Annotated in this window: 22 protein-coding genes; 19 read left to right on the top strand and 3 right to left on the bottom strand. The window is 73.7% G+C overall.

Annotation, left to right across the window (positions count from 1 at the left end; all coding sequences use genetic code 11):
• Positions 1-189: 189 nt before the first annotated feature.
• The 6 genes from HS048_RS18455 (at position 190) to HS048_RS18480 (ending at position 7,902) form a co-directional block, all read left to right on the top strand.
• Positions 190-2,406, top strand: a complete 2,217-nt coding sequence (locus tag HS048_RS18455) for a glycoside hydrolase family 3 N-terminal domain-containing protein (protein ID WP_196467627.1) — start codon at positions 190-192, stop codon at positions 2,404-2,406.
• Between the two features lie 338 nt (positions 2,407-2,744).
• Positions 2,745-3,773: an ROK family protein gene (locus HS048_RS18460; RefSeq protein WP_196467628.1), complete on the top strand. Its 1,029-nt coding sequence runs from the start codon at positions 2,745-2,747 to the stop codon at positions 3,771-3,773.
• Positions 3,764-4,852: a mannose-6-phosphate isomerase, class I gene (manA, locus tag HS048_RS18465; protein ID WP_196467629.1), complete on the top strand. Its 1,089-nt coding sequence runs from the start codon at positions 3,764-3,766 to the stop codon at positions 4,850-4,852. The genes HS048_RS18460 and manA overlap by 10 nt, the downstream gene beginning before the upstream one ends.
• 148 nt (positions 4,853-5,000) lie before the next feature.
• The gene (locus HS048_RS18470; protein ID WP_196467630.1) at positions 5,001-5,420 is read left to right on the top strand and encodes a YciI family protein; all 420 of its coding nucleotides are present in this window, start codon (positions 5,001-5,003) and stop codon (positions 5,418-5,420) included.
• The gene (locus HS048_RS18475) at positions 5,417-6,721 is read left to right on the top strand and encodes an RNA polymerase sigma factor (RefSeq protein WP_196468051.1); all 1,305 of its coding nucleotides are present in this window, start codon (positions 5,417-5,419) and stop codon (positions 6,719-6,721) included. The genes HS048_RS18470 and HS048_RS18475 overlap by 4 nt, the downstream gene beginning before the upstream one ends.
• A gap of 191 nt (positions 6,722-6,912) precedes the next feature.
• A complete protein-coding gene (locus tag HS048_RS18480; RefSeq protein ID WP_196467631.1) occupies positions 6,913-7,902 on the top strand; it encodes an AraC family transcriptional regulator in 990 nt (329 codons plus the stop codon).
• Positions 7,903-7,993: 91 nt separating this feature from the next.
• Here the strand turns inward: HS048_RS18480 and HS048_RS18485 are convergent, their stop codons facing one another.
• Positions 7,994-8,854 carry an SDR family oxidoreductase gene (locus tag HS048_RS18485; protein ID WP_196467632.1) on the bottom strand — a complete coding sequence of 287 codons (861 nt, stop codon included), beginning with the start codon at positions 8,852-8,854 and terminating at the stop codon, positions 7,994-7,996.
• An 89-nt stretch (positions 8,855-8,943) separates the two neighbouring features.
• Here HS048_RS18485 and HS048_RS18490 point away from each other — a divergent pair, with 89 nt between their 5' ends.
• From HS048_RS18490 to HS048_RS18500, 3 genes are all read left to right on the top strand, one after another.
• On the top strand, positions 8,944-9,900 hold the full coding sequence (locus HS048_RS18490; protein ID WP_196467633.1) for a YafY family protein: 957 nt from the start codon (positions 8,944-8,946) through the stop codon (positions 9,898-9,900).
• Between the two features lie 220 nt (positions 9,901-10,120).
• Positions 10,121-11,353 (top strand): styrene monooxygenase/indole monooxygenase family protein, encoded by a 1,233-nt coding sequence (locus HS048_RS18495; protein ID WP_196467634.1) that lies wholly within the window; start codon positions 10,121-10,123, stop codon positions 11,351-11,353.
• Positions 11,354-11,359: 6 nt separating this feature from the next.
• Entirely contained in the window at positions 11,360-11,857 is a 498-nt protein-coding gene (locus HS048_RS18500; protein ID WP_068903186.1) for a flavin reductase family protein, read from the top strand.
• A 116-nt stretch (positions 11,858-11,973) separates the two neighbouring features.
• Here HS048_RS18500 and HS048_RS18505 read toward each other — a convergent pair whose 3' ends face one another.
• Positions 11,974-12,711: a CHAP domain-containing protein gene (locus HS048_RS18505; RefSeq protein ID WP_196467635.1), complete on the bottom strand. Its 738-nt coding sequence runs from the start codon at positions 12,709-12,711 to the stop codon at positions 11,974-11,976.
• Between the two features lie 233 nt (positions 12,712-12,944).
• A complete protein-coding gene (locus HS048_RS18510; RefSeq protein ID WP_068903182.1) occupies positions 12,945-13,940 on the bottom strand; it encodes a LuxR family transcriptional regulator in 996 nt (331 codons plus the stop codon).
• Between the two features lie 244 nt (positions 13,941-14,184).
• Here HS048_RS18510 and HS048_RS18515 point away from each other — a divergent pair, with 244 nt between their 5' ends.
• The 10 genes from HS048_RS18515 to HS048_RS18560 all read left to right on the top strand — a co-directional run bounded on the left by HS048_RS18515 (position 14,185) and on the right by HS048_RS18560 (position 24,201).
• A complete protein-coding gene (locus tag HS048_RS18515) occupies positions 14,185-14,580 on the top strand; it encodes a hypothetical protein (protein WP_068903180.1) in 396 nt (131 codons plus the stop codon).
• A gap of 113 nt (positions 14,581-14,693) precedes the next feature.
• Positions 14,694-14,900 (top strand): hypothetical protein, encoded by a 207-nt coding sequence (locus tag HS048_RS18520; protein WP_068903178.1) that lies wholly within the window; start codon positions 14,694-14,696, stop codon positions 14,898-14,900.
• A 61-nt stretch (positions 14,901-14,961) separates the two neighbouring features.
• Positions 14,962-16,260 carry a lysine N(6)-hydroxylase/L-ornithine N(5)-oxygenase family protein gene (locus tag HS048_RS18525; protein ID WP_196467636.1) on the top strand — a complete coding sequence of 433 codons (1,299 nt, stop codon included), beginning with the start codon at positions 14,962-14,964 and terminating at the stop codon, positions 16,258-16,260.
• A gap of 157 nt (positions 16,261-16,417) precedes the next feature.
• Positions 16,418-16,807 carry a cupin domain-containing protein gene (locus tag HS048_RS18530; RefSeq protein WP_196467637.1) on the top strand — a complete coding sequence of 130 codons (390 nt, stop codon included), beginning with the start codon at positions 16,418-16,420 and terminating at the stop codon, positions 16,805-16,807.
• Positions 16,804-18,339: a class I tRNA ligase family protein gene (locus tag HS048_RS18535; protein ID WP_196467638.1), complete on the top strand. Its 1,536-nt coding sequence runs from the start codon at positions 16,804-16,806 to the stop codon at positions 18,337-18,339. Before HS048_RS18530 ends, HS048_RS18535 begins: the two co-directional genes overlap by 4 nt.
• Entirely contained in the window at positions 18,336-19,592 is a 1,257-nt protein-coding gene (locus HS048_RS18540) for an ATP-grasp domain-containing protein (protein ID WP_196467639.1), read from the top strand. The genes HS048_RS18535 and HS048_RS18540 overlap by 4 nt, the downstream gene beginning before the upstream one ends.
• Positions 19,592-20,524 (top strand): dimethylargininase, encoded by a 933-nt coding sequence (gene ddaH, locus HS048_RS18545; RefSeq protein ID WP_374058769.1) that lies wholly within the window; start codon positions 19,592-19,594, stop codon positions 20,522-20,524. The genes HS048_RS18540 and ddaH overlap by 1 nt, the downstream gene beginning before the upstream one ends.
• Positions 20,521-20,943 carry a hypothetical protein gene (locus HS048_RS18550; protein ID WP_196467640.1) on the top strand — a complete coding sequence of 141 codons (423 nt, stop codon included), beginning with the start codon at positions 20,521-20,523 and terminating at the stop codon, positions 20,941-20,943. Before ddaH ends, HS048_RS18550 begins: the two co-directional genes overlap by 4 nt.
• Positions 20,940-22,772 carry an ABC transporter substrate-binding protein gene (locus HS048_RS18555; RefSeq protein ID WP_196467641.1) on the top strand — a complete coding sequence of 611 codons (1,833 nt, stop codon included), beginning with the start codon at positions 20,940-20,942 and terminating at the stop codon, positions 22,770-22,772. The genes HS048_RS18550 and HS048_RS18555 overlap by 4 nt, the downstream gene beginning before the upstream one ends.
• A 4-nt stretch (positions 22,773-22,776) precedes the next feature.
• Positions 22,777-24,201 carry a cation:proton antiporter gene (locus HS048_RS18560; RefSeq protein WP_307832534.1) on the top strand — a complete coding sequence of 475 codons (1,425 nt, stop codon included), beginning with the start codon at positions 22,777-22,779 and terminating at the stop codon, positions 24,199-24,201.

The following is a 24,201-nucleotide window of genomic DNA, read 5'->3' on the forward strand; positions in this document are numbered from 1 at the left end:
CGACCCAGCGCCCGCCTCCCCGGAAAACCCGGAGGCGGGCGCTCACGCGTTCCCCCGCCGGTTCCCCGGGTGGCGCGGTCGCGTGAAAGTTTCTTCGGGAGGCGCAGGTCGCGGGCACGGCGCAGGGCGGGGGATTGCCTCGCGGGATCGGCCCTTCCTACGGTCTCCTCGATGTCGAGGAGGACCGAGATGACGTCTGCACGGCGCCTGAGCGTTCCGCTGTCGCTGCTGTCCGCCCTGCTGCTCGCCGTGGCCCTGACGGTCGCGGACCAGGCCGCCGGCAGCCGCCCGGAGGCGCGGGCGTTCGCCGCGCCGTACCAGGACCCGTCGTTGAGCGTGCCGGAGCGGGTGGCGGACCTGCTGCCCAGGATGTCGCTGGACGACAAGGTCGGGCAGATGACCCAGGCCGAGCGGGGAGCGCTCAGCCCGGTGTCGGACCTGGCGACGTACCGGATCGGCTCGGTGCTGTCGGGGGGCGGCTCGGCGCCCTCGCCGAACAACGCGACCGGCTGGGCGGACATGTACGACGCCTTCCAGCGGCAGGCGCTCTCGACCCCGCTCGGCATTCCGATGATCTACGGTGTGGACGCGGTGCACGGGCACAACAACGTCGCCGGGGCGACGATCTTCCCGCACAACATCGGGCTGGGCGCCACGCGCGATCCCGGCCTGGTCGAGCGGATCGGCCGCGCCACCGCCGAGGAGGTCGCGGGCACCGGGGTGGACTGGACGTTCGCACCGTGCGTGTGCGTGGCGCGCAACGACCGGTGGGGCCGTACCTACGAGTCGTTCGGGGAGGACCCCGACCTGGTGAGCGCGATGACGACGATCGTCGACGGCTTCCAGGGGCCCTCGCTGGACGGCCGGACGTCGGTGCTGGCCACCGCCAAGCACTACATCGGCGACGGCGGCACCACCGGGGGCGACGACCAGGGCGACACCCGGCTGAGCGAGGCCGAGCTGCGGGCGGTCCACCTGCCTCCGTTCAGGGCCGCGGTCGAGCGAGGCGTGGGGTCGGTGATGGTCTCCTACAGCAGCTGGAACGGGGTCAAGCTGCACGGCCACCGCCAGTTGATCACCGACGTCCTCAAGGGCGAGCTGGGCTTCACCGGCTTCGTGGTGTCCGACTGGGCGGGCATCGACCAGCTGGACGGACAGGAGGGCTTCACCGCCGAGGAGGTCCGGTCGGCGGTGAACGCGGGCATCGACATGGTGATGGTCCCCAACGACTACCGCCGGTTCGTCTCGCTGCTCAAGGCCGAGGTGCAGGCCGGCCGGGTGCCGATGTCCAGGATCGACGACGCCAACCGGCGCATCCTGACCAAGAAGTTCGAGCTCGGGCTGTTCGAGCGGCCGCTGTCGGACCGGTCCCTGACCGGCGGGGTCGGCAGCGCCGAGCACCGCGCGCTGGCCCGCGAAGCCGTACGGAAGTCCCAGGTGCTGCTCAAGAACGACGGGCTCCTGCCGCTGGCGAAGAGCGGGGGGAAGATCTTCGTCGCGGGGCGGAACGCCGACGACATCGGCAACCAGAGCGGCGGCTGGACGATCAGCTGGCAGGGCTCCTCGGGGAACACCACGCCGGGGACGACGATCCTGCAGGGCATCAGGAACGCCGTGGGGTCCGGCGCGACCGTCACCTACAGCCGCGACGGGTCGGGCGTCGACTCCTCCTACCGGGCCGCGATCGCGGTGGTCGGGGAGACGCCGTACGCCGAGGGCCAGGGCGACCGGCCCGGCTCGCTCGGTCTGGACACGGCGGACCTGGCGGCGCTCCAGCGGATCCGGGCGGCGGGGGTGCCGGTGGCGGTGGTGCTGGTCTCCGGGCGGCCGATGGACGTCGCCGCGCAGCTCGGCGACTGGAACGCGCTGCTGGCGGCGTGGCTGCCGGGCACCGAGGGCGGCGGGGTGGCCGACGTGCTGTTCGGCGACCACGCTCCCACCGGGAGGCTACCGATGACCTGGATGCGTGAGGCCGGGCAGCAGCCGATCAACGCCGGGGACGGCAAGCCGGCGCTGTTCGAGTACGGCTTCGGCCTCACCTACTCGACGTCCACGCCGACACCCACCCCCACCCCCACGCCGACACCCACCCCCACCGAAGGGTGTGCGGTGACGTACCGGGTGAACAGCTGGGGCAACGGGTTCACGGCCGAGGTGACGATCGTCAACAGGTCCGCGACCCCCGTCAGCGGCTGGACCCTCCAGTGGGCCTTCGGTGCGAACCAGAGGATCACCGGCTCCTGGAACGTCTCCCTCACCCAGTCCGGCCGCCAGGTGACCGCGAAGAACGCGGCCTGGAACGCGTCCCTGGGAACGGCCTCCTTCGGCTTCCAGGGCACCCACGACGGAAGCAACCCGGTCCCGGACGCCTTCACCCTGAACGGCACCGCCTGCTCGGTCGGCTGACGGCCCCGGGGCGCCTTCGCGCGGTCCCCGTGGCCCCGCGCGGTCCCAGGGGAGGACCGCGCGGCATGCAGGCGGACCGGACCGGCCGCGTGGAAGCGTTCTCCCCCCGAGTCCCCGAGTCCCCGGCGGTTCCGGGGTTCGCCACCCGGGACGTCGCCGCGCCGAGGCCGCCCGTACCTCACCCAGGTACGGGCGGCCTCGGCGGCGGCCGATTGACAACGTTGTCATAGGAATCGTAGATTCTTCCTGCTTATCCGGTTAATCGGCTTCCCCATGCACCCGGAGGACACAGTGAGCAAGCGCCTGCCCGCCGCGGGTCCCGCGTCCGGGGCCGGGTCGTGACCGTCCTGGCCGTGGACATCGGCGGCACCAAGTTCGCCGCCGCCGCGGTGGACGCGGACGGCACGGTGGTGACGCGCGCCGAGGTCCCGCTGAAGGACCGGGCCCGTCCGGAGGAGGCGCTGCTGGAGGTGGTCGGCCGCGTCACCGACCGGGTGCCCGCCGCCCGGCTGGAGGGCGTGGGCGTCGGCTCGGCGGGCCCGCTCGATCCGGTGGCCGGCACCGTGAGCCCGGTCAACATCCCGGCCTGGCGGGGTTTCCCGCTGCTGGACACCCTCGGCCGGCTGGTCCCCGGCCGTCCCGTACGGCTGGCGGGCGACGGCCAGTGCATGGCGCTGGGCGAGTGGTGGCGGGGACTGCCGGAGGGGGAACCGGCCCGGGCCGTGCTCGGCGTGGTCGTCTCCACCGGGGTGGGCGGCGGCTTCGTCTTCGACGGCGTCCCCCACCTCGGCCCGACCGGCAACGCCGGGCACATCGGCCACATCGTCGTCGACCCGGACGGCGAACCGTGCCCGTGCGGGGCCGCCGGCTGCGTGGAGACCGTCGCCAGCGGGCCGAGCATGGTGCGCCGGGCCCGCGCGAACGGCTGGACCGGTGACGACGCCCGGGCTCTCGCGGCCGACGCCCGCGCCGGGGTCTCCGTCGCCGAGTCGGCGTTCCGGCGAGCCGCCGGCGCGCTGGCCACCGCGATCCTGACCGCCTCGGCCCTGTTCGACCTGGACCGCGTCGTCATCGGGGGAGGCGTGGCCGCCGCCGGCCCGGTCCTGCTGGACCCCCTCCGGCAGGCCGTCGCCCGCAACGCCGGGCTCGGCTTCCTGCACCGCCTGCGGGTGGAGGCGACCTCCCTGGGCCGCGACGCCGGCCTGCTCGGCGCCGCCGCCCTGGTCCTTTCCCCCTCCCGCCTCGGGGCCTCGCCGGTGTCCGGGGGTGTCCCGGCCAGCGAACCGGTGTCCGGGGGTGTCCCGGCCAGCGAACCGGTGCCCACCGGTGCCACGGCCCGCGAACCGAGGAGCACCGCATGCACCTGATGACCAACCCCGTCAAGGACTACCCCTGGGGGTCGCGCACCGACATCGCGGCCCTCACCGGCCGGCCCGTGCCCGCCCCCGGCCCGGAGGCGGAGATGTGGCTCGGCGCCCACCCCGCCGGCCCGTCGCTGCTGAGCGGGGACGGGCGGTCGCTGGCCGAGGCCATCGCCGCCGACCCCCTCGGGCAGCTGGGCGAGGAGACGCTCACCCGGTTCGGCGCGCGCCTGCCGTACCTGATGAAGCTCATCGCGGTCGCCCGGCCGCTCTCGCTGCAGGTGCACCCCTCCGCCGGGCAGGCGGCCGACGGCCACGCCCGGGGCGTGTACGGCGATCCCTGGGCCAAGCCGGAGCTGGTGTGCGCGCTCACGCCGTTCACCGCGCTGGCCGGGTTCCGCCCTCCGGAGCAGGCCGCGATGCTCGTCGACCGGCTGGCCGTGCCGGCGCTGGCGGAGACGGCGGAGCTGCTGCGGCGGGGCGCCGTGCTCGACGCCCTGCGCGTCCTCCTGGAAGGCGACGGGGCCACCGAGCGGATCGTCTGGGCGGCCTCCTCGGTGCACCACCCCGACTACGCGCTGGTGGTCCGGCTGGCCCGGCAGCACCCGGGCGACCCCGCCTGCCTGGCCCCGCTGCTGCTGCGGCGGCACGAACTCGCCCCCGGGCAGGCGCTCTTCCTGGGCGCGGGGGTGCTCCACTGCTACCTCAGGGGGTTCGGGGTGGAGATCATGGGCGGTTCCGACAACGTCATGCGGGCCGGGCTCACCGCCAAGCCGCTCGACGTCCCCGAACTGCTGCGCGTCACCGACCCGGCGGCCGTCCCCCTGCCGGTGCCGGAGCGGGACGGCCTGTACGCCGCGCCGTCCCCGGAGTTCCGGCTGCGGAGGCTGACCGGGGCGGGGGAGCACCGGCTGGCGGGCGGGACGCCCCGCATCCTGCTGTGCACCGAGGGCGCGGCCGACGCCGGCCCCCTCCGGCTGACGGCGGGGGAGTCCGCCTTCGTCCCGGCGGCCGGCGGCGCCGTCACGGTGACCACCTCGGGCACCGTGTTCTGCGCGGAACCGGGAACCGCCGGCCCGCCTTGAGGGCACCTTGGGCCGGTCGCGCCGGGGACCGCGGGAACGGGTGGAAGATAATCGGACTGTTCCCGTCCGGCGTGTCGATCCGCGGCCGCCCCGTTCGACCTAGGGGTGACGGGGTCGAGAGGCGGCCCCGGAGTCAAGGAGGTCGAAGATGGCGAAGTACATGCTGATCCTGCGCGGCACCGACGAGTCCCTCGCGAAGATGATGGAGACGCCCTTCGAGGAGATCATCGAGACGATGGGCCGCTTCAACGACGAGCTGATCCGAGCCGGCGTGCTGGTGGCCGCCGAGGGCCTGGAGGACCCGGCCCAGGGCGTGGTCGTCGACTTCGGCGGCGAGACGCCGGTGGTCACCGACGGCCCGTACGGCGAGACGAAGGAGCTGTTCGGCGGCTTCTACATCATCGACGTGGCCTCGAAGGAGGAGGCGGTCGAGTGGGCCAGGCGGATCCCGGCGTTCCCCGGCACGAAGTGCGAGATCCGCCGCGTGCCGGGCATCGACGAGTTCCCGCAGGACAACGAGTGGATCGCCAGGGAGCGGGCGTGGCGCGAGCGGACCGGCCAGCTGTGAGCCCCGAGGCCGGCGGCCCGCCGCGCACCGAGTCGGCGCGGCGGGCCGTCGAGGCCGTCTGGCGGATCGAGTCCGCCCGGATCGTCGGCGCGCTGACCCGCTACACCGGGGACTTCGAGCTCGCCGAGGACGTCGCGCAGGAGGCGGTGGCGGAGGCGCTCGTCACCTGGTCGCGCGAGGGCGCACCGGAGAGCCCGGTGGGCTGGCTGCTGGCGACCGCGCGGCGGCGCGCCATCGACGCCTTCCGCCGCAGGTCGGCGCTGGACGAGCGGTACGCCGCGCTCGCCGGCCGACTCACCGAGGGGGAGGCGAGCTCCGGCGCGGCGGTCCCGCCGGACCGGCGGGACGACCTGCCGTGGGACCCCGACCGGATCGACGACGACGTCCTGGCGCTGATGTTCACGGCCTGCCACCCGGTGCTCGCGCCCGAGGCCCGTGTGGCCCTGACGCTGCGCGTGGTCGGCGGCCTGTCCAGCGAGGAGATCGCCCGGGGGTTCCTCGTGCCCGTGCCGACCGTCCAGGCGCGGATCACGCGCGCGAAGAAGACGATCGCCGCGGCGAAGGTGCCGTTCGAACCGCCGCCGGCCGGGGAACGGCGCGAGCGGCTCGGCGGGGTGCTGAGCGTGCTGTACGTGATCTTCACGGAGGGGTCGACGGCGACGAGCGGCGACCGGCTGCTCCGCTCCGACCTCGCCTACGAGGCGATCCGGCTGGCCCGGACGCTGTCCGCGCTGCTGCCCGGCGAGCCGGAGGTGCACGGGCTGCTCGCCCTGTTCGAGCTCACCGCCGCGCGCTTTCCGGCCCGCGTCGGGCCCGACGGCGAGGCGGTGCTCCTGGAGGACCAGGACCGGCGCCTGTGGGACCGGTCGGCGATCCGCCGGGGCCTGGCCGCGCTCGGCCGGGCCTCGGCCGCCGGGCGCGGTCTGGGACCGTACGGGCTGCAGGCCGCGATCGCCGCCTGCCACGCGTCGGCGCCCTCGGTGGCGGAGACCGACTGGGAGCGCGTCGTGCTCCTGTACGAGGCGCTGGGCCGGGTTGCCCCCTCACCCGTCGTCGAGCTCAACCGGGCCGTCGCCGTCGCGATGGCGGACGGACCGGGGCGGGCGCTGGCCATCGTGGACGAGCTGGTCGCCTCCGACCGCCTGTCGGGGTCGCACCTGCTGCCGGGCGTGCGCGGCGAACTGCTGGCCCGCCTGGGCCGGACCGCCGAGGCGCGGACGGAGCTGGAGCTCGCCGCCCGGCTCTGCCGCAACGTCCGCGAACGGTCGGTGCTGCTGCGCAAGGCGGCCGCGCTGACCTGAGCGGAGGGTCCCGCCCGGCGGACGCGCCGCCGGCCCGCGGCCGGCCGGGTGTTCCCGCCCCGCGCCGGGCGGTACGGGAGTCTGCGTATTTGTACATGGTCGGCCGGACCCCCGTCCGCCACCATCGGTACGGCGGCGCACCCGGTCGTGCGCAGCCGTGCAGGCGATGGTGACCCGGGGCGGGAGCGTCGATGGGCGAGGTGCAGGAGCGGGTCCCGCTCGCGGACAGGGCGGTCTTCGGCACCGCGGACCTCGACGAGGCCCGCGAGCAGGTGGCCAGGGTGTTCTGCCCGCACCGGCTGGAGCCGGCCGGCCGGGCCGCGCCGCTGGCCGCCCGGCTCAACTCCGCGCAGCCGGGCTCGGTGCGGGTGAACTACCTCGACTACGGCGCGGACGTGCGCATCGAGCCGGGAGAGCTGGAGTCCTTCTTCCTGGTGCAGATCCCGCTCGCCGGGCGCAGCCTGATCCGGTGCGGCGGGCAGGAGATCGTCTCGACGCCCGCACTGGCCTCCCTGCCCTCGCCGACGGAGTACCTGGACATGCGCTGGGCGGCGGGCTGCCCGCAGCTGATCCTCAAGTTCGACCGGCCGGCCGTCGAGGAGGCGCTGGAGCGCATGCTCGGCCGGCGGCCCGACCGGCCCCTGGTCTTCGACCTGGGCGTGGACATGACGGCGGGCTGGGCGCGGGGCTGGCGGTCGATGGCCGACCTGCTCGTCGCGGCGGCGGAGTGCGACGACGGTCTCGCCGCGCAGCCGCTCGCCGTCGCCCACCTGGAGGGCGCCCTGCTCACCTCGCTGCTCACCATGCAGCCGTCGAACCACCGGGACCTGCTGAACGCGCCCCGCCCCGCGGCCGTGCCCAAGGTGGTGCGCCGGGCGATGGAGTTCATCGAGGGCCACGCCCACGAGCCGCTGACCACCGGCGACGTCGCGCGCGCCGTGGCGGTCAGCGGCCGCTCGCTCCAGGAGGGGTTCCGCCGCCATCTCGGCCTGACCCCCATGACCTACCTCAGGGACGTGCGGCTGAGCCGGGTCCACGAGGAGCTGGCGGCCGGCGACCCCGCCCACCGCACCGTGACCGGGGTGGCCGCGCGCTGGGGCTTCCTGCACCAGGGGCGCTTCGCCGCGGCCTACCGGGCCAGGTACGGCCAGGCGCCGTCGCAGACGCTGCGCGGCCGCTGAGGGAGTCCCGGCCGGCGATGCGGAGGTCTCCGAAGGAGACCTCGCGACCTGGGGCCCGGGTGCCCGGGCGAGGTGCACGGGACCGGGAGGGTCAGCGGAAGTCGGCCGCGTGGTCGCGGGCCCATTCGGCGTACGTACGCGGGGGCCGGCCGGTGACCTGCTCGACGTCCGGCCAGACCCGCATCAGCGTGGACCAGTCCTGCTCGGCGTAGCCGCCGCCCTCGGGCGCGTCGCCGCCGTACTCGGCGAACCCGAGCATGAGGTCGGCCGACTCGGCGGCGAAACCGCCCTGCGCCCTCATCAGTTCCCGCGCCCGCTCCCGGGTGACCTCCTCGTAGCGGACCTCCTCGCCGAGCGCCGCGCCGATGGCCGCGACCTGCTCGCGGACGCTCACCAGGCCGGGACCGGTGACCGTGTAGGCCCGGCCGTGGTGGCCGTCCTGGAGCAGCGCGGCCACCGCGACGGCGGCGATGTCGGCCTCGTGGACGAGCATCGTCGGCTCGTCGGCGAACGGATAGCGCACCACCCGCTCAGCTCGGACGGAGGGCGCCCAGATCTGCAGCGTGTTCACCATGAACCCGCACGGCCGCACGTGTGTCCACTCCATCCCCGACTCCTCGACCGCCTCCTCCACCGGGTTGGTGTGCAGGCCCGCGGTCACCGACGCCGCCGACAGGTCCACCACCCGCCGTACTCCGGCCCGCTCGGCCACCGCCACGACCTCCCGTGCGGTCTCGTCCACCGGGAACAAGTACATCCGGTCGATCCCGTCGAACGCGGGCGCGACGCTCCCGGGCTCGGCCAGGTCGCCCCGCACCACCTCCACCTGCGGCGGTAGTCCGGCGGCCGCCGGGTTCCTGGTCAGCGCCCGCACCTCGGTGCCCGCCCGGACCAACCGGTCCACCACGTTGCGGCCGACGAAGCCCGTCGCCCCGGTCACCAGGATCTTCAAGTGCGTTCCTTTCGCCGTTCCGACCACGAGGGCAACGCTAGAGTTCATTCCGGTCACTTCCTGACCGGAATGAACGGGATCCTGAAGTCATGGCGAACACGAGTGCACGCACGCTGCGCCTGCTGTCCCTGCTGCAGACCCATCGCCACTGGCCGGGCGGAGAGCTGGCCGACCGGCTCGGGGTGGGCGAGCGCACCCTGCGCCGTGACATCGACCGGCTGCGCGAACTGGGTTATCCCGTCCACTCGGGTCGCGGCCTGGCCGGCGGCTACCGGCTCCGCTCGGGTACGGCGATGCCGCCACTGCTGCTCGACGACGACGAGGCCGTGGCGATCGCGGTGGGCCTGCGCACCGCCGCCGACGGTACCGTCGAGGGCATCGAGGAGACCTCGCTGCAGGCTCTGGCCAAGGTGATCCAGGTGATGCCGCCCCGCCTGCGCCGCCGGGTCGACGCGCTGCGCGCCTCCACCGTCGTCTCACCGCTGGACGGCCCCCGGACCGACGCGACCACGCTGACCGTGATCGCCCAGGCGTGCCGCGACGACGAACGGCTCACCTTCACCTACACACCCTCGTCGGGTGAGCCGGCCGGCCGACGGGTCGAGCCGTACCGGCTCGTCATGCTCCGGCGGCGCTGGTACCTGGTCGCCTGGGACCTCGATCGAGCCGACTGGCGCGTCTTCCGGCTGGACCGTCTCACCGGTGCCGCCGCCACCGGGGCCCGGTTCCGCCGGCGTGAACCACCGGCCGCCGACGCCGCGGTCTTCGTCCAGGACCGGATCGGCTCCCGTCCCGCGCGGTGGGACGTCACCGTGCGCGTGCACGCCGCGGCCGCCGTCGTCGAAGCGATCACAGCCGCCGCTGGAGGCCGGGTGGAGCCGGGCGACGACGGCTCGTGCCTGCTGCGGCTGCAGGTGGACGACTTCGACTGGCCGGTGCTGATCCTGGCCGCCACCGGGGCGGACTTCGACGTCGTCCATCCGCCGGAGTTCCACCGGTACCTGCGTGAGCTGGGTGAACGCCTCCTCCGGGCCGGGAGCGCCTAGCCGGGCGGGTCCGGACCCGTCCGGAGGGCCGCTTCTGCGCCCCGGTTCGCGGACGACGTGCGGACGACCGATGACGGACCCCTCCGCGCGCGGAAATCCCGCGCCAGGCGGACGGAACCCGCGCTGAGCGGATGGCCCGGACCGCGGCGCCCGCCGTACCGTTCTTCTCAGGCGCCGATCGACCATCCACCGGAAAACCCTGGAGAAGGGACACCTCACCATGCGCAGGATCCTCATCGTCGGCGCCGGGCAGGCGGGTCTCCACCTCGCCCTCGGCCTGCTCCGCAACGGCTACGACGTCACCGTCGTCTCGAACCGGACCCCGGAGGAGATCCGGGACGGCCGGGTCCTGTCCGGCCAGGCCATGTTCGGCACGGCCCTCGGCCACGAGCGCGACCTCGGGCTGGACCTGTGGGCGGGTGAGTGCCCGCCGATCGAAGGGATGCAGGTCACCGTGGCCGGCCCCGGCGGCGGCCGGGCGATCGACTGGGCGGCCCGGCTCGGCACGCCGGCCCGCTCGGTCGACCAGCGGCTGAAGATGCCCGCCTGGATGGCCGAGGTCGAGCGGCTCGGCGGCAAGCTCGTCATCCACGACGCCGGGGTCGGCGACCTGGAGGAGTACGCCGCCGAGTACGACCTCGTCATGGTCGCCGCGGGCAAGGGGCCGATCGCCTCGCTGTTCGAGCGGGACGCCGCCCGCTCGCCGTACGACGCCCCGCAGCGGGCCCTGGCCGTGACCTACGTCACCGGGCTGACGCCGAGGCCGGAGCACTCCGCGGTCTGCTTCAACCTGATCCCGGGCGTCGGCGAGTACTTCGTCTTCCCGGCCCTCACCGCCGCCGGTCCCTGCGAGATCATGGTCTTCGAGGGGGTGCCCGGCGGGCCGATGGACTGCTGGGGCGACGTGCGCACCCCCGCCGAGCACCTGGCCAGGAGCCGGCGGATCCTGGAGACCTTCCTGCCGTGGGAGGCCGAGCGCTGCGCCGGCGTCGAGCTCACCGACTCCGGCGGCGTGCTGACCGGCCGCTTCGCCCCGACGGTGCGCCGCCCGGTCGCGACGCTGCCCTCGGGCGCGCCGGTCCTGGGGGTCGCCGACGTCGTCGTGCTCAACGACCCGATCACCGGGCAGGGGTCCAACAACGCCGCCAAGTGCGCCGCCTCCTACCTGGCGGACATCCTGGAGCGCGGCGGGCGGCCGTTCGACGCGGCCTGGATGGAGGAGACCTTCGAGCGCTACTGGCGGGTCGCCCGGCACGTCACCGCCTGGACGAACGCGCTCCTCGCGCCCCCGCCGCCGCACGTCCTGGAGATCCTGCAGGCCGCGGGCCGGGTGCCGGAGGTGGCCTCGCGCTTCGTCAACGGCTTCGACGACCCGGCGGACTTCTCCGAGTGGTTCATGGACCCCGTCTCGGCTGGCGGCTACCTGGCGCGCACCGGCGCCCGAGGGGAGTGAGCGGCCGTGCGATCCCTGCGCGAGGCCCTCGGGCAGTACGCGACCGGGGTGGCGGTGGTCACCGCCGCCGCCCCGGGCGGGGACCGGGCCGGGGTCACCGTCAACTCCTTCACCTCGGTCTCGCTCGACCCGCCCCTGGTGCTGTGGTGCCTGACCCGGAACTCGCCCAGCGTGCCCGTCTTCCTGCGGGCCGGGCGGTTCACGGTCAACGTCCTGGCCGAGGACCAGGACCACCTGTCCCGGCGGTTCGCCACCCCGCTGCCCGACAAGTTCGCCGGGGTGGAGACGCTGCCCGGTCCCGGCGGCGCGCCGCTGCTCGCCGGGACCCTGGCGTACTTCGCCTGCCGTACGGCGACCGTCCACGAGGCCGGCGACCACCTCATCCTCATCGGGGAGGTCGAGCGCTTCCACCGCGCGGAGGGCGAGCCGCTGGTCTTCCACGCCGGCCGCTACCGCTCCGCGGCGCCGCTCGGCGCCGTCCCGGTCCCGGCGCGCTGCGCCTGACGCGCTCCGCTCCCCGGCCCGAAGGCCGGAGCGGCGGCCCGCGGCCCGGCGGCGACCGGCGGTCGCCGCCGGGCCGTCCCGCCGACCGGACCCGCCGGCCCGCACCGGCGGACGGTTCACCAGCCCGCTCCGGCGGCCCGTGCGGGGGCGCCGGAGCGGGGCCCCCAGATCGCGGGGTAGTCCGGATAGCCGTAACCGACGACCTCGCCCTTGGACCGGATGCGCCGCTCGACCCGGCCGTTGTCGGTGTTGCCCTCGATCGTGGTGATCGTGCCGTCGCCGTTGTCCTGCTTCACCAGGCCCATGTGGTCGATCCGGTAGACGCCCTCGCCGCCGTCCCCGTCGATGTCGAAGTAGACGACGGCGCCGGGGACGGCGGTGTTGCCCCAGCGCCCGTCGAGCTGGAACCGCCTGGCCCAGGTGACGACGTAGACGTCCGAGCCGACCGTGGACCGGAGCCCCGTCTGCTCGCCGACCCAGGAGACGAACATCGCGCACCAGGGGGCGTTGGCGTAGGCCCGGATGCTGTGGCCGTCGCGGGCCGCGGTCTCCCAGGCCCGGGGGGTCTCCATGTACCAGGAGTGGAACTTGGTGCCGCCCCCGTCGGCGTCCTCCCGGATCCCGACCTGCTGCTCGGCCACGCTCAGCATCCGCGCCACCGCCGCCTGCGGCGCCCGCCCCGCGGGCCAGTACGGCACGGCCTGGGCGGGCGGACCGGTCCGGGAGCCCGGCGGGACGCCGGACATCAGGGCCGGGACGCCGACGAGGGCCGTCCCCGCGACGAAAACCGCGCTGAGGGCCAGCCGGGGAAGGCTGGAGGGGGGGAGGGAACGGGGAACGCGATCATTGATCATCCCGGGTTCACTCCTTGTCTCCGCGCCGCCTGCCGGGCCGGCCGGCGGATGAGAGAATTCGTCGAGAACTCCGAGGTCAGTCTAACATCCGCCCGCTTCGATGATCATTGAGCGGCCCGGGGGGCTCGGCGCCGTGCGGAGGCCCGGTCCCGTGCGGCGGTTCAGCACGGCGAGGAGGCCCGGCCCAGTCGGGCGGTTCGGCGCCGTGCGGAGACCTCGCCCCGTGCGGAGGTTCAGCGCCGTGCGGAGACCCAGCCGCGTCCGGCGGCCAGGCAGCCGGCCTGGAACCGGCTCCGGGCGTCCAGGCGCTCCATCAGCTCGGCGGTGACGCGGCGCAGGGTCCGCACGGAGACGTCGAGCTTGCGGGCGACGGCCTCGTCGGTGAGGCCCATCGACAGCAGGCGCAGGACCTCGCGTTCCTGGCTGCTCAGTCCCCGCTCGTCGCGGTGGGGCTCGTCGCCGAACGCGTCGGCCCGCTCCCAGACCCCCTCGAACAGCGCGGTCAGCGCGGTGATGACGCCCGCGCCGCGGAGCAGGACCGCGCCGACGCTGCTGTCGTCCGGATCGATCGGAAGCAGCGCCGCCTCCCGGTCGAAGACGATCATCCGGGTCGGCAGGGAGGGGATCGTGCGCACCCGCCCGCCGAGCTCGGCCAGCCAGGTCGCGTAGGCGGCGGTGTGCTGGTCGTTGCGGACGCTGTCGAGGTAGACGATGCGGATCCGCACGCCGTTCTCCAGCAGCGCCCGGTCGAGCGGCCTGCTGGCGTCGATGTTCGCCAGGGTCTGGGCGCCCTGGGGCTCGAACCCGCGCAGCTCGTGCCGGCAGCGCAGGGCCAGTTCCTCGATGCGCGTGCGGACGGTGTCGATGCCGAGCAGCATCTCTGCGCCGTCGCTGGGCTGGGCGGGGTTCAGGTCCGCGTAGGCCGCGATCATCTGGGCGACGGCCGTCCGGCCCCGCTCGATCTCCTGCTGGCGGCTGAGCAGCGCCGCCTCCTCCCGGGCGAGCAGCGCGGACAGGCCGACCTCGGGACGTACCAGGCGCAGCACGCCCGGCTCCTCCCAGGAGGGCCGGAGCAGCGACAGCCGGGCCAGCTCGTCGAGCGCGTCGCGGATCCGGGGGACCGGCCAGCCCAGTTTCTCGCTCAGTTCGGACACCCCGTGGGAGGGGTTCTCCAGGATGGCGCGGTAGACGGTCTCCTCGGCGGACCCGAGGCCAAGCAGTGAGAGCACGACCCCTCCCGGTGGCGGACGCGAGCACGGCGCGACCGGTCGGGGACCGACCTTCCAGCGGTCGCAGTGTGAAACTAGGGCGAAGGGGTCATGCCGGGGTTATGCGGCCACCGGATAACCCCGTGTTAACCACCCGCCCGGAAGGTCCTCGGCGGAGAAGTCTCCCCTGGCAGCCTCCTGCACGGCAGGTGCCTGCCAGGCCGGATCCCTGGCGGATCCGGCGGCCGGTGGAGACCGTCGAGCCATGTACCTCATCAACGCCCGCCTGCGGGCCCCCGAGGAGGACGGCTCCCGCCCGCCGCCCCCGCCGCGGATGCCGGTCCGCGAGCTCCGCGACCTCGTCCTCGCCCTGGCCGATCCCGCCGACCGGATCGAGCACGTCTACGGCGCGGTGAGCGCCGCCGGCGCCGATCTCGGCCTCTTCGTCCTGCAGCCCACCCTCGAAGCCGCCGAGACCGCCGCGGAGCGGTTGTGCCGGCGCTGCCTCGCGACGTCCCCCCGGCTCGCCGGCTGGTCCCTGGACGGCTGCGCCGCGGGCCTGGTCCCCTGCCTGGCCGAGGCCCTGCTGCTCGGCGGCGGGCCTGGCAGCGTCCTGCCATTGCAGGGCGCTGACAGGCGCCGGGGCTTATCCCGGAACTGATTCGAGGCAAGAATCCGAAGGGCCGGAGAAAGCGCGGTTGATCTCCGGTGGAAATGCCAGCGGCCGCATCGGTGAATTCAGCCGGCACAACCGGCGGAAAGGAAGAGAAGACGATGAAGGAAATCGGCCGCCCCGCCGCCGCGCTCGGCGCCCTGTCCCTCGCGGCCGCGTTCGCCTTCGCGGTCCCGTCCCCGGTTCCCCCGGCGTCCGCGGTGCCCGCGGTGTCGCCGGCGGTCCCGGTCCACCTCGCGGCGGACGGTCCGGCGGGCTCCGCGCCCGGCGCCGGGCCGGCCCCCGCGCTCGGCGCCGGCTGGCAGTGACCGGTCGGCGAAGCACCTGGTCCGGGCGGCAGCCCGGCGAGTCGTCTGGGAGGCGACCACAGTGAACCATCAGGAAGTCGAAGTACTGGCGATCGGAGCAGGCCCCTCCAACCTCGCCCTCGCGGTGGCGCTGGAGGAGCTCTCGCCCGAGCTGGCGAGCAGGACCCTGCTCCTCGAACAGCACCAGGACGTGTCCTGGCAGCGCGGCATGCTGCTGCCCTGGGCGCAGAGTCAGGTGTCCTTTCTGAAAGACCTCGTGACGCTGCGGAACCCGCGGAGCAGATTCTCCTTCGTCAATTATCTGCACTCGGCCGGAAGGCTCAATGAATTCGTCAACCTGGGCAGCTTCACCCCCTACCGGAGTGAGATATCGGAATATCTCCTGTGGGTGGCGCAGTCGTTGTCCCGGGTGCGGATCGAGTACGGCCGGCGGTGCGTCAGGATCGAGCCGGTCCTGCTGCCCGGCGGCGAGGTGGAGGAGTGGCGCGCCGAGCTCGGTGACGGCTCCACCGTCACCGCCCGCACCCTCGTGGTCGGCGCCGGCCGCGACCCGCACATCCCCGAGGTGTTCGGCGCGCTGCCGCGGGAGCGGATCATCCACAGCACCGAGTACACCCGGGGGATCAGCCGGTTCGACCACGGCGCGCCGCACCGGGTCGCGGTGATCGGCGGAGCGCAGAGCGCGGCCGAGATGCTCTGGGCCACCCACCAGGGCATGCCCGAGGCCCAGTGCACCATGATCATGCGTTCCATCGGCCTCAACGGCTACGAGAGCAGCAGGTTCACCAACGAGCTCTTCTACTCCTCGTTCATCGACGAGTTCTACGGCGCGAAGCCGGAGGCGCGCCGCCAGCTCCTGTCCGAGATGCACCGCAGCAACTACGCGGGCCTCTCGCCCGGCCTGCTGGACACCCTGTACCGGCAGATCTACCTCGAGCGGCTCAACGGCGCGGAACGGCTCAAGATGATCACGATGGCGGAGATCACCGCCGCCGGGCTCGACGGGGACGAGATCGTCCTGACCCTGACCGACCGCAAGAGCGGCGACCGCACCGAGCTGCCCTGCGACATCCTGCTGCTGGGCACCGGCTTCGACCGCCGGATGCCCTGGCTGGTCCGCGACCTGGCGGCCCGGGCGGGCCTGGGGGAGATCACCGTCGACCGGGTCTACCGGCTCGGCCTGCCTCCGGGCTCCGGCGCCGCCTGCTACCTGCAGGGCGTCAACGAGGACACGCACGGCATCGCCGACTCGCTGCTCAGCGTGCTCGCCACCCGTGCCGAGGAGATCGTCGGGGACATCCAGGACCGCCTGGCCGCCACCGAGCTGCTCGCGCCGTTCGCCCTGCCCGTCGCCTCCTGACCGCATCCTCCGCCCCGCGGTCGCCCGGCCCCCAACCCCGCCACCGCCTCCGGCCCCCGCCACCGCGCTTCCACCGCGCTTCCACCGCGCTTCCACCGCGCCTTCCGGCCCGTGCGGCGACCCCGCCGCGGCCCCCGTCCGATCCGAGGAGCCCTCCATGGACCTCAGTACCTTCGACCCCGACCAGCTCAGACCCGACAACGGCCTGCTCGCCAAACGGCTGCTGCCCTGGACCACGCTGAACGCCCCCTTCGAGGGCGCCTGGTGCGTGGTCCGGCCCGGCACGGCCTCCACCCGGCACGCCCACCACGAGTACGAGATCTTCATCGCCGTGTCCGGCGAGGCGGTCCTGGAGAGCGAGGGCGAGCGAGCCGCCTTCGCCGCCGGGGACGTCGCCTACTTCCCGCCCGGCACCGACCACCGGGTCGTCAACGACGGCGCCGCCGACTTCGAGATGTACGGCATCTGGTGGGACGCCGGCATGACCGGCGCCTTCACCGCCCGCCACGAGCAGAACCACGAGCGCGACGCCCAGGAGGAGAGATGACCCGGACGATCGTCATCGCCGCCACCCCCACGCCCAACGGGGACCTGCACGTCGGGCACATGGCGGGGCCGTACCTCGCCGGCGACGTGTACGCCCGCTACCTGCGCGCCGACGGCCGGCCGGTGACCTACGCGACCTGCACCGACGACAGCCAGTCCTACATGGTCTCGACCGCGCGGGCACGCGGCACGACCCCCGGAGAGCTCTGCCGGACCTCCACCGGGCAGATCGGCCGGTCGGTGGAGGCCATGGGCATCTCCCTGGCGCAGCTGCCGCCCGTCGACGACGTCTACCGCCGGACGGTGCTCGACTTCGTGACCGCCCTGCACCGGCAGGGGCGCTTCGAGACCCGGACCGTGCGCATGCCGTACGCCGAGAACGCCGGGACCTACCTGTTCGACGGCCTGGTCAAGGGCGAGTGCCCGTCCTGCCTGGCCGAGAGCTGCGGCGGGTCCTGCGAGGGCTGCGGCCGCCCCAACCACTTCGACGACCTGATCGGCCCCCACTCGGTCCTCGACCCCGCGGACCCGGTGACCTCGCGGGAGGCGACCGTCCTGGTCCTGCCCATGGAGAACTACCGGGAGGAGCTCACCGCCTACTACGAGGCCCGCCGGGACGTCTGGCGGCGGCACGGCGCGCAGCTCGTCCGGGAGATCCTGGCCGGTCCGCTCCCCGACATCCCGATCACGGTGCCGTCGCCGGGCTGGGGGATCGACGCCCCGTTCGCCGAGACCCCCGGCCAGATCCTCTACCCGTGGATCGAGGCCATGCCCGCCTCCGTCTACGCCACCTGGAGGGCGGCCGGCGAGCCGGAGGGCCCGGTCGACGCGCTCTGGCGGGCCGGGAGCGGCAACCGCCTCGTCTACTTCCACGGCTTCGACAACGTCTACTTCTGGGGGATGCTCGACCTGGTGATGCTGCTCGCCCACGGCGACCGCTACATCACCCCGGACGCCAACGTCTGCAACGAGTTCTACGAGCTGGAGAACGAGAAGTTCTCCACCAGCCGGGGCCACCTCATCCGCGGCGCCGACCTCGTCGCGGAGGTCCCGCGCGACCTGGTCCGGTTCTACCTCGCCCTGACCTGCCCCGAGGACCAGCGCGCCAACTTCACCAGAGAGGGACTCGACAAGGTGGCCGAGCGGCGCCTGCGCGCGCCGTGGAACGCGCTGGCCGACCGGATCGACGCCCTCGTCACCGACCCCGGCGAGGAGCTCCCCGTCACCGGCGAGGGCCGCCGCCGGGCGGCCGTCATGGTGGAGCGGTTCCGCCTCTGCTACGACCTGCCGTCCTTCAGCCTGACCCGGGCGGCGGACGGGATCGTCACCCAGCTCGGCCGGCTGCTGGAGGCCGAGCGCGCCGAGACCGGCGACCTGCTGCTGGAGGTGCGCACCCTGCTGGCCTGCGCGGCCCCCATCCTGATCGACGTCGCGGCCGAGGCCGAGACGCGCGGGGTGAAGCTCACCCTGGAGACCGGCGCCGAGACGGTCACCTCCTTCCTGCTGCCACGACTGCCCGGGAGCGCCCGATGAGACTGCTCGCCCTGGAGGCGCGCCAGAACGCCTCCTACTACCAGTCCCGCTACCGCCAGGTCGCCGACCTCGGCGCCGAGCTGTACGTGCTGAACGGGATCGGCACGCCGGACTTCTGGCCGCAGGACCGCTACCGCGTCGCCGGCTCCCAGCGGATCGACGACCTCATCACCGAGGCGAAGTCCTGGCACGAGCAGGAGCGCTTCGACGGGGTCATCACCTTCTCCGAGTCGGCCGTGACCGCGGTCGCCGCGGTCGCCGAGGCGCTCGGCCTGCCGGGCGTCGGCGCGGAGGCGGCCAGGACCAGCCGGAACAAGCTGCTGATGCGCGAGGCGCACCGCAGGCACGGCGCCCCGCACCCCGGCTTCCGCCTGGTGGCCGACGTGGAGGAGGCGCGGCGGGCCGCCGAGGACTTCGGCTACCCCGTGATCCTCAAGCCGACGCTCGGCGCGGCCAGCAACTTCGTGTTCCGCATCGACGACGAGGAGGAGCTGAGGGAGACCTTTCCCCGGGCGGTCGAGGGCATCGCGGGCATGTCGTGGTACGAGATGGAGGCCGAGGGCCTCGACCTCGGCCCGCACGGCCTGATGGTGGAGGCCTTCCTCGACGGGGAGGAGTTCCTGATCGAGGCCGTCGCCTGGGACGGCGAGGTCTACCTGGGCTCGATCGTGGACCGGATCACCGCCGAGGGCGGGACCTTCGACGACGACGTGCACCACGCGCCGACCTCGCTCGGCCCGGAGCAGGTGGCCGCCGTGCACCGGGTCGTCGCGGCGGGCGCCCGCGCCCAGGGGCTGGACCGCAGCGTGATGCACGCCGAGGTGCGCTTCCACCGCGGCGAGCCGTACCTGCTGGAGATCGCGATCCGCCCCGGCGGCGGAGGGCTGGACCTCATCGCCCGGATCACCGCCGACCACTGCCCGATCCGCGCCGTCATGGACGTGGCGCGCGGCGTGCGGCCCCGGGTCCGCCACTACGAGCCGACCGGCGTCCACGTCACCGCCATGTGCCTGCTCTGCGACGCGGGCCGGATCGAGCGGATCGACGTGCCCGCAGAGGTGAGCGAGTCCGACCGGGTCTTCTTCCTCAAGATCACCGCTCGGCCCGGGGACGTCGTCCGCCGCCCGCCGGAGGGCAACAGCATCCTCGGCTTCCTGGGCACCACCGGCGACTCGCTGGAGGACGCCCGGCAGACCATGAACGACCTCGCGGACCGGATCCGCGTCGAACTCTCCCCGATCGGAGACCGGTGATGACACAGCTGACCGTCGCCCCCGCCCAGACCTCCGCCCAGACCTCCGCCCAGACCTCCACCCCCGAGCGGTCGGCCGTCCCCGCGCAGGCCCCCGCGGCCCGCGCCGCGACCCCCGGCGGGCGGACCGCCCGGACCCGCCGCTACCTGATGTGCCCGCCCACCCACTTCGACGTCGTCTACTCCATCAACCCCTGGATGGACCCGGGCAAGCCGGTGGACGGCGCCCTGGCCCGGCTCCAGTGGGAGGGGCTGCTCCGCGCCTTCCAGGCCCTCGGCCACCGGGTGGAGCTCATCGAGCCGCTGCCCGGCTACCCCGACATGGTCTTCGCCGCCAACGGCGCCACGGTCATCGGCGGGAAGGTGCTCTCGGCGCGCTTCCGGCACGCCGAGCGGGCCGCGGAGGGCCCGGCCTACCTGGAGTGGTTCCGCGCCCGCGGCTACGAGACCCGCGAGGCCGTGCACGTCAACGAGGGGGAGGGCGACTACCTGGCGGCCGGCCGCTACCTGCTCGCCGGGACCGGCTTCCGCACCGACGTCCGCTCGCACCGCGAGGCCGAGAGGTTCTTCGGCCTCCCCGTCGCCGGGCTCCGGCTGGTGGACCCGCGCTTCTACCACCTCGACACGGCGCTGGCCGTACTCGACGACGAACTGATCATGTACTACCCGGAGGCGTTCTCCCGGGAGAGCCAGGGCGTGCTGCGCGTGCTCTACCCCGACGCGATCATCGCCACCGAGGCCGACGCCGAGGCCTTCGGCCTGAACGCCGTCTCCGACGGCCGCCACGTCCTGATGCCGCCCGCCGCCGCCCACCTCATGGACGAGCTGCGCGAGCGCGGCTTCGAGCCGATCGGCGTGGAGCTGTCGGAGCTGCTCAAGTCCGGCGGCAGCGCCAAGTGCTGCACGCTGGAGCTGCGCGGGGGCCCCCGATGAGCATCCCGGAGAGCACCGCGGAGAACGGCTACGAGGGACGGCGCTTCACCTCCGGGGACGTGCCCGCCGGGGTGGAGTCGCCGACCGCGACCTACCGGCAGGACGGGGACCTGCTGTGGGGCGAGTTCGCCGGCGGCCACGCCCGGCGCGGCGCCCTCACCGGGGTCTGCGCCCCCGACGGCACCCTCGACTTCGCCTACTGCATGGTCCTGGACACCGGGGAGATCGTCTCGGGCCGCTGCCACAGCACCCCGGAGACGCTCGCCGACGGGCGCGTCCGGCTGCACGAGGAGTGGGAGCGGTACGGCGAGCACGCCGCCACCGGCGTCTCCCTGCTGGAGGAGCTCCCCACCGCCACCGCCACCGCCACCACCGCCACCGAGAACGAGAACGAGAACGAGGACGAGGACCGGACATGACCGCGACCATCGACACGGCGACCACCGACACCGCGGCCCCCGCGCGCCCGCGCGGCGAGACCCCCGTCAGGGGCGGGACCGTCACCTGGGCCTGCGCACCCGGCTTCCCGCCGTCGATCATCTTCCCGTTCACCCCGCCGGAGCGCTTCGGCACCCGCAACCTGCTGGAATTCCAGATCCTGATGTACCGGCCGCTGTACTTCTTCGGCACCCACGGCACACCCGAGGTCGACTACGACCTCAGCATCGGCGAGCCGCCGGAGTGGAGCGAGGACGGGCGGACGGTCACCGTCACGATCAAGCCCTGGAAGTGGTCCAACGGCGAGACCGTCTGCGCGGACAACGTGCTGTTCTGGGTCAACATGATGGCCGTCAAGGGCGAGCGCTACGGCGAGTACGTCCCCGGGTACTTCCCCGACAACCTGGTCTCCTACGGCAAGCTCGCCGAGGACAGGGTCTACTTCACCTTCGACAAGGCCTACTCCAAGCGCTGGGTGCTGATGAACCAGCTCAGCACCATCACCCCGATGCCCCGGGCCTGGGACCGCACCGCCGACGGGCCGGCCAACGCGTCGGAGGACCTCGCCGACGTCGAGGCCGTCTACGACTTCCTGATGGCCGAGAACGGCGGCGTGCTGGAGGAGGACAACTCCGACCGCGTGCACTGGGCCGACAGCCCCGTCTGGAGCGTGGTCAGCGGCCCGTGGCGGCTGAAGAGCTACACCATGGACGGTGTCGTCACCTTCGTGCCCAACGAGCACTACTCCGGCCCGAACAAGCCCCACCTCGACGAGTTCCGCCAGATCCCGTTCATGTCGGACGGCGAGGAGTACGAGCGGCTCCTGGCCGGCCCGGACGGACCGGACGGCGTCCAGGTCGGCTACCTGCCGCTCAGCTTCAGCACCGAGCCCACCGACGACCCCACCAGGGGCGGGCCGAACCCGCTCGCCGAGAACTACACGCTGGTCCCGCAGGCCGCGTTCTGCATCCGCTACATCCCCCTCAACTACAACAACCCGACCGTGGCCGGGAAGATGCTCGCCCAGACCTACATCCGGCAGGCGATGCAGCACGCGCTGGACCAGGACCGGGCGGCCCGCGAGATCTACCACGGCTACGCCTACCGGCAGGACGGCCCCGTGCCCTGCCACCCCGCGAGCGATCTGGTCTCGCCCGCCCTGCGGGGCGCGCCGGTCCTGCCCTTCGACCCCGAGCGGGCCCGCGCGCTGCTGGCCGCCAACGGCTGGGACACGAGCGTCTTCCCCGCGGTGTGCACCGGCCCCGGCGAGGGCCCCGGCCAGGCCGGCGCGGGCATCCCGGCCGGCACGAAGCTCAGCTTCTCGCTCCGGTACGCCGAGGGGCGCCCGGCGCTCACCCGGCTGATGGAGCAGTTCCGCGACGACGCGGCGCGCGCCGGCATCGAGCTGCGGCTGCAGGAGGTCTACGGCTCGGTCCTGGTCGCCGAGGACGCCCCGTGCGTCCCCGGGCCGGACAGCCCCTGCCTGTGGGAGCTGAGCACCTGGGGCGGCGGCTGGGTCTACCACTTCCCGAGCGGCGAGATCCTGTTCAAGACCGACGCCGGCGGGAACTTCGGCCACTACACCGACCCGAAGGCCGACGAGCTCATCGCGAAGTCGGTCACCACCGACGACCTGGGCGCGCTCTACGACTACCAGGACTACATCGCCGAGCAGGTCCCGGTCATCTTCATCCCGAACTTCTCGCTGCGGCTGTTCGAGGTCGCGAACGACCTGCGGGGCTTCGAGCCGATCAACCCCTTCGGCATGATCGCGCCGGAGAACTGGTACTACGTCGAGAGCGGGGAGTGACGCCGTGACCTCCGCCGCGACCCTCACCGCGACCCTGAGCACGTCCCTCGACGCGCCCCTCGCCGTGCCGCTCGCCGGGGCGCCCGTCGCCGTCATCCCCGCCCACCACCTGATGACCTTCCTCCTCCAGCTCGGCCTGCTCCTCGGCCTGGCGACCCTGCTCGGGCGGCTCTCCGCCCGGTTCGGACTGCCGGCGCTCCTCGGCGAGCTGTGCGCGGGCATCCTCATCGGGCCGTCGCTGCTGGCCAACGCCGCCCCGGACCTGTTCGCCTGGCTGCTGCCGCAGGACCCGGCCCGCTTCCACCTGATCGACGCCGTCGGCCAGCTCGGCGTCCTGCTCCTGGTCGGCATGACCGGCATGCACCTCGACACCGGCTTCCTGCGGCGCCAGGGCAGGTCGGCGGCCTGGATCAGCGGCACGGGACTCCTGGTGCCCCTCGCCCTCGGCGTCGGGATCGGGTTCCTGGCCCCGCCGGAGATGATCGCCGGCGGCACCGACCCCATGGTGTTCGCCCTCTTCCTCGGCGTCGCGCTGTGCGTCAGCGCGATCCCCGTCATCGCCAAGATCCTCACCGAGATGCGCCTGCTCCACCGGGACATCGGCCAGCTCATCCTGAGCACCTCCGTGATCGACGACGTGGCGGGCTGGTTCCTGCTCTCCGTGGTCTCCGCGCTCGCCACCGCCGGAGCCCGCACCGGCCAGGCGGCACTGACCGCGATCGCGCTGCTCGCGGTGTTCGTCCTGGCCTCCCTGCTGATCGGCCGCAGGGTGGTGGCGGCGGTGCTGCGGCTGGCCGACCGCGGCCAAGGGGACCGCACCCTGATCGCCGCAGTGACCGTGCTGTTCCTGCTCTTCGCGGCGGTGACCCACGCGCTGGGCTTCGAGGCTATCCTCGGCGCCTTCGTCTGCGGGGCGCTCATCGGCTCGTCCCCGGACCTGAAGGTCGCCCGGCTCGCCCCGCTGCAGACGTTCGTCGCCGCGGTGCTGGCGCCGATCTTCTTCGCCACGGCGGGCCTGCGGATGGACCTGACCGAGCTGGCGAACCCCGTCGTGCTCGGCGCGGGCCTGCTGGTCCTGGCCGTCGCCATCGCCGGCAAGTTCGCCGGGGCCTACCTCGGGGCGCGCATCGCGCGGCGCACCCGCTGGGAGGCGCTCGCCCTGGGCGCCGGCCTCAACTCCCGGGGCGTCATCGAGGTGATCGTCGCCATGGTCGGCCTCCGGCTCGGCGTGCTCACCACCGCGTCCTACACCGTGATCGTCCTCGTCGCGGTCGTGACCTCGATGATGGCGCCGCCCCTGCTCCGCTTCGCGGCCTCCCGCATCGCCCCCACCGAGGACGAGGTGGTCCGTGAGGAGTTCTTCGACGCCCTGGAGACCCCCGGGCAGACCCCCGACAAGCAGTTCGTGACGACCGCCAAGGAGGCGTGA

It is taken from the genome of Planomonospora sp. ID91781 (assembly GCF_015711595.1).
GTDB lineage: Bacteria > Actinomycetota > Actinomycetes > Streptosporangiales > Streptosporangiaceae > Planomonospora > Planomonospora parontospora.

Bases quoted from the DNA above. Each gene is read 5' to 3' on its own strand.
- HS048_RS18455 (WP_196467627.1), top strand. From the start codon at position 190: ATGACGTCTGCACGGCGCCTGAGCGTTCCGCTGTCGCTGCTGTCCGCC.
- manA (WP_196467629.1), top strand. From the start codon at position 3,764: ATGCACCTGATGACCAACCCCGTCAAGGACTACCCCTGGGGGTCGCGC.
- HS048_RS18470 (WP_196467630.1), top strand. From the start codon at position 5,001: ATGGCGAAGTACATGCTGATCCTGCGCGGCACCGACGAGTCCCTCGCG.
- HS048_RS18480 (WP_196467631.1), top strand. From the start codon at position 6,913: ATGGGCGAGGTGCAGGAGCGGGTCCCGCTCGCGGACAGGGCGGTCTTC.
- HS048_RS18490 (WP_196467633.1), top strand. From the start codon at position 8,944: ATGGCGAACACGAGTGCACGCACGCTGCGCCTGCTGTCCCTGCTGCAG.
- HS048_RS18495 (WP_196467634.1), top strand. From the start codon at position 10,121: ATGCGCAGGATCCTCATCGTCGGCGCCGGGCAGGCGGGTCTCCACCTC.
- HS048_RS18505 (WP_196467635.1), bottom strand. From the start codon at position 12,711: ATGATCAATGATCGCGTTCCCCGTTCCCTCCCCCCCTCCAGCCTTCCC.
- HS048_RS18515 (WP_068903180.1), top strand. From the start codon at position 14,185: ATGTACCTCATCAACGCCCGCCTGCGGGCCCCCGAGGAGGACGGCTCC.
- HS048_RS18520 (WP_068903178.1), top strand. From the start codon at position 14,694: ATGAAGGAAATCGGCCGCCCCGCCGCCGCGCTCGGCGCCCTGTCCCTC.
- HS048_RS18530 (WP_196467637.1), top strand. From the start codon at position 16,418: ATGGACCTCAGTACCTTCGACCCCGACCAGCTCAGACCCGACAACGGC.
- HS048_RS18535 (WP_196467638.1), top strand. From the start codon at position 16,804: ATGACCCGGACGATCGTCATCGCCGCCACCCCCACGCCCAACGGGGAC.
- HS048_RS18540 (WP_196467639.1), top strand. From the start codon at position 18,336: ATGAGACTGCTCGCCCTGGAGGCGCGCCAGAACGCCTCCTACTACCAG.
- ddaH (WP_374058769.1), top strand. From the start codon at position 19,592: ATGACACAGCTGACCGTCGCCCCCGCCCAGACCTCCGCCCAGACCTCC.
- HS048_RS18550 (WP_196467640.1), top strand. From the start codon at position 20,521: ATGAGCATCCCGGAGAGCACCGCGGAGAACGGCTACGAGGGACGGCGC.
- HS048_RS18555 (WP_196467641.1), top strand. From the start codon at position 20,940: ATGACCGCGACCATCGACACGGCGACCACCGACACCGCGGCCCCCGCG.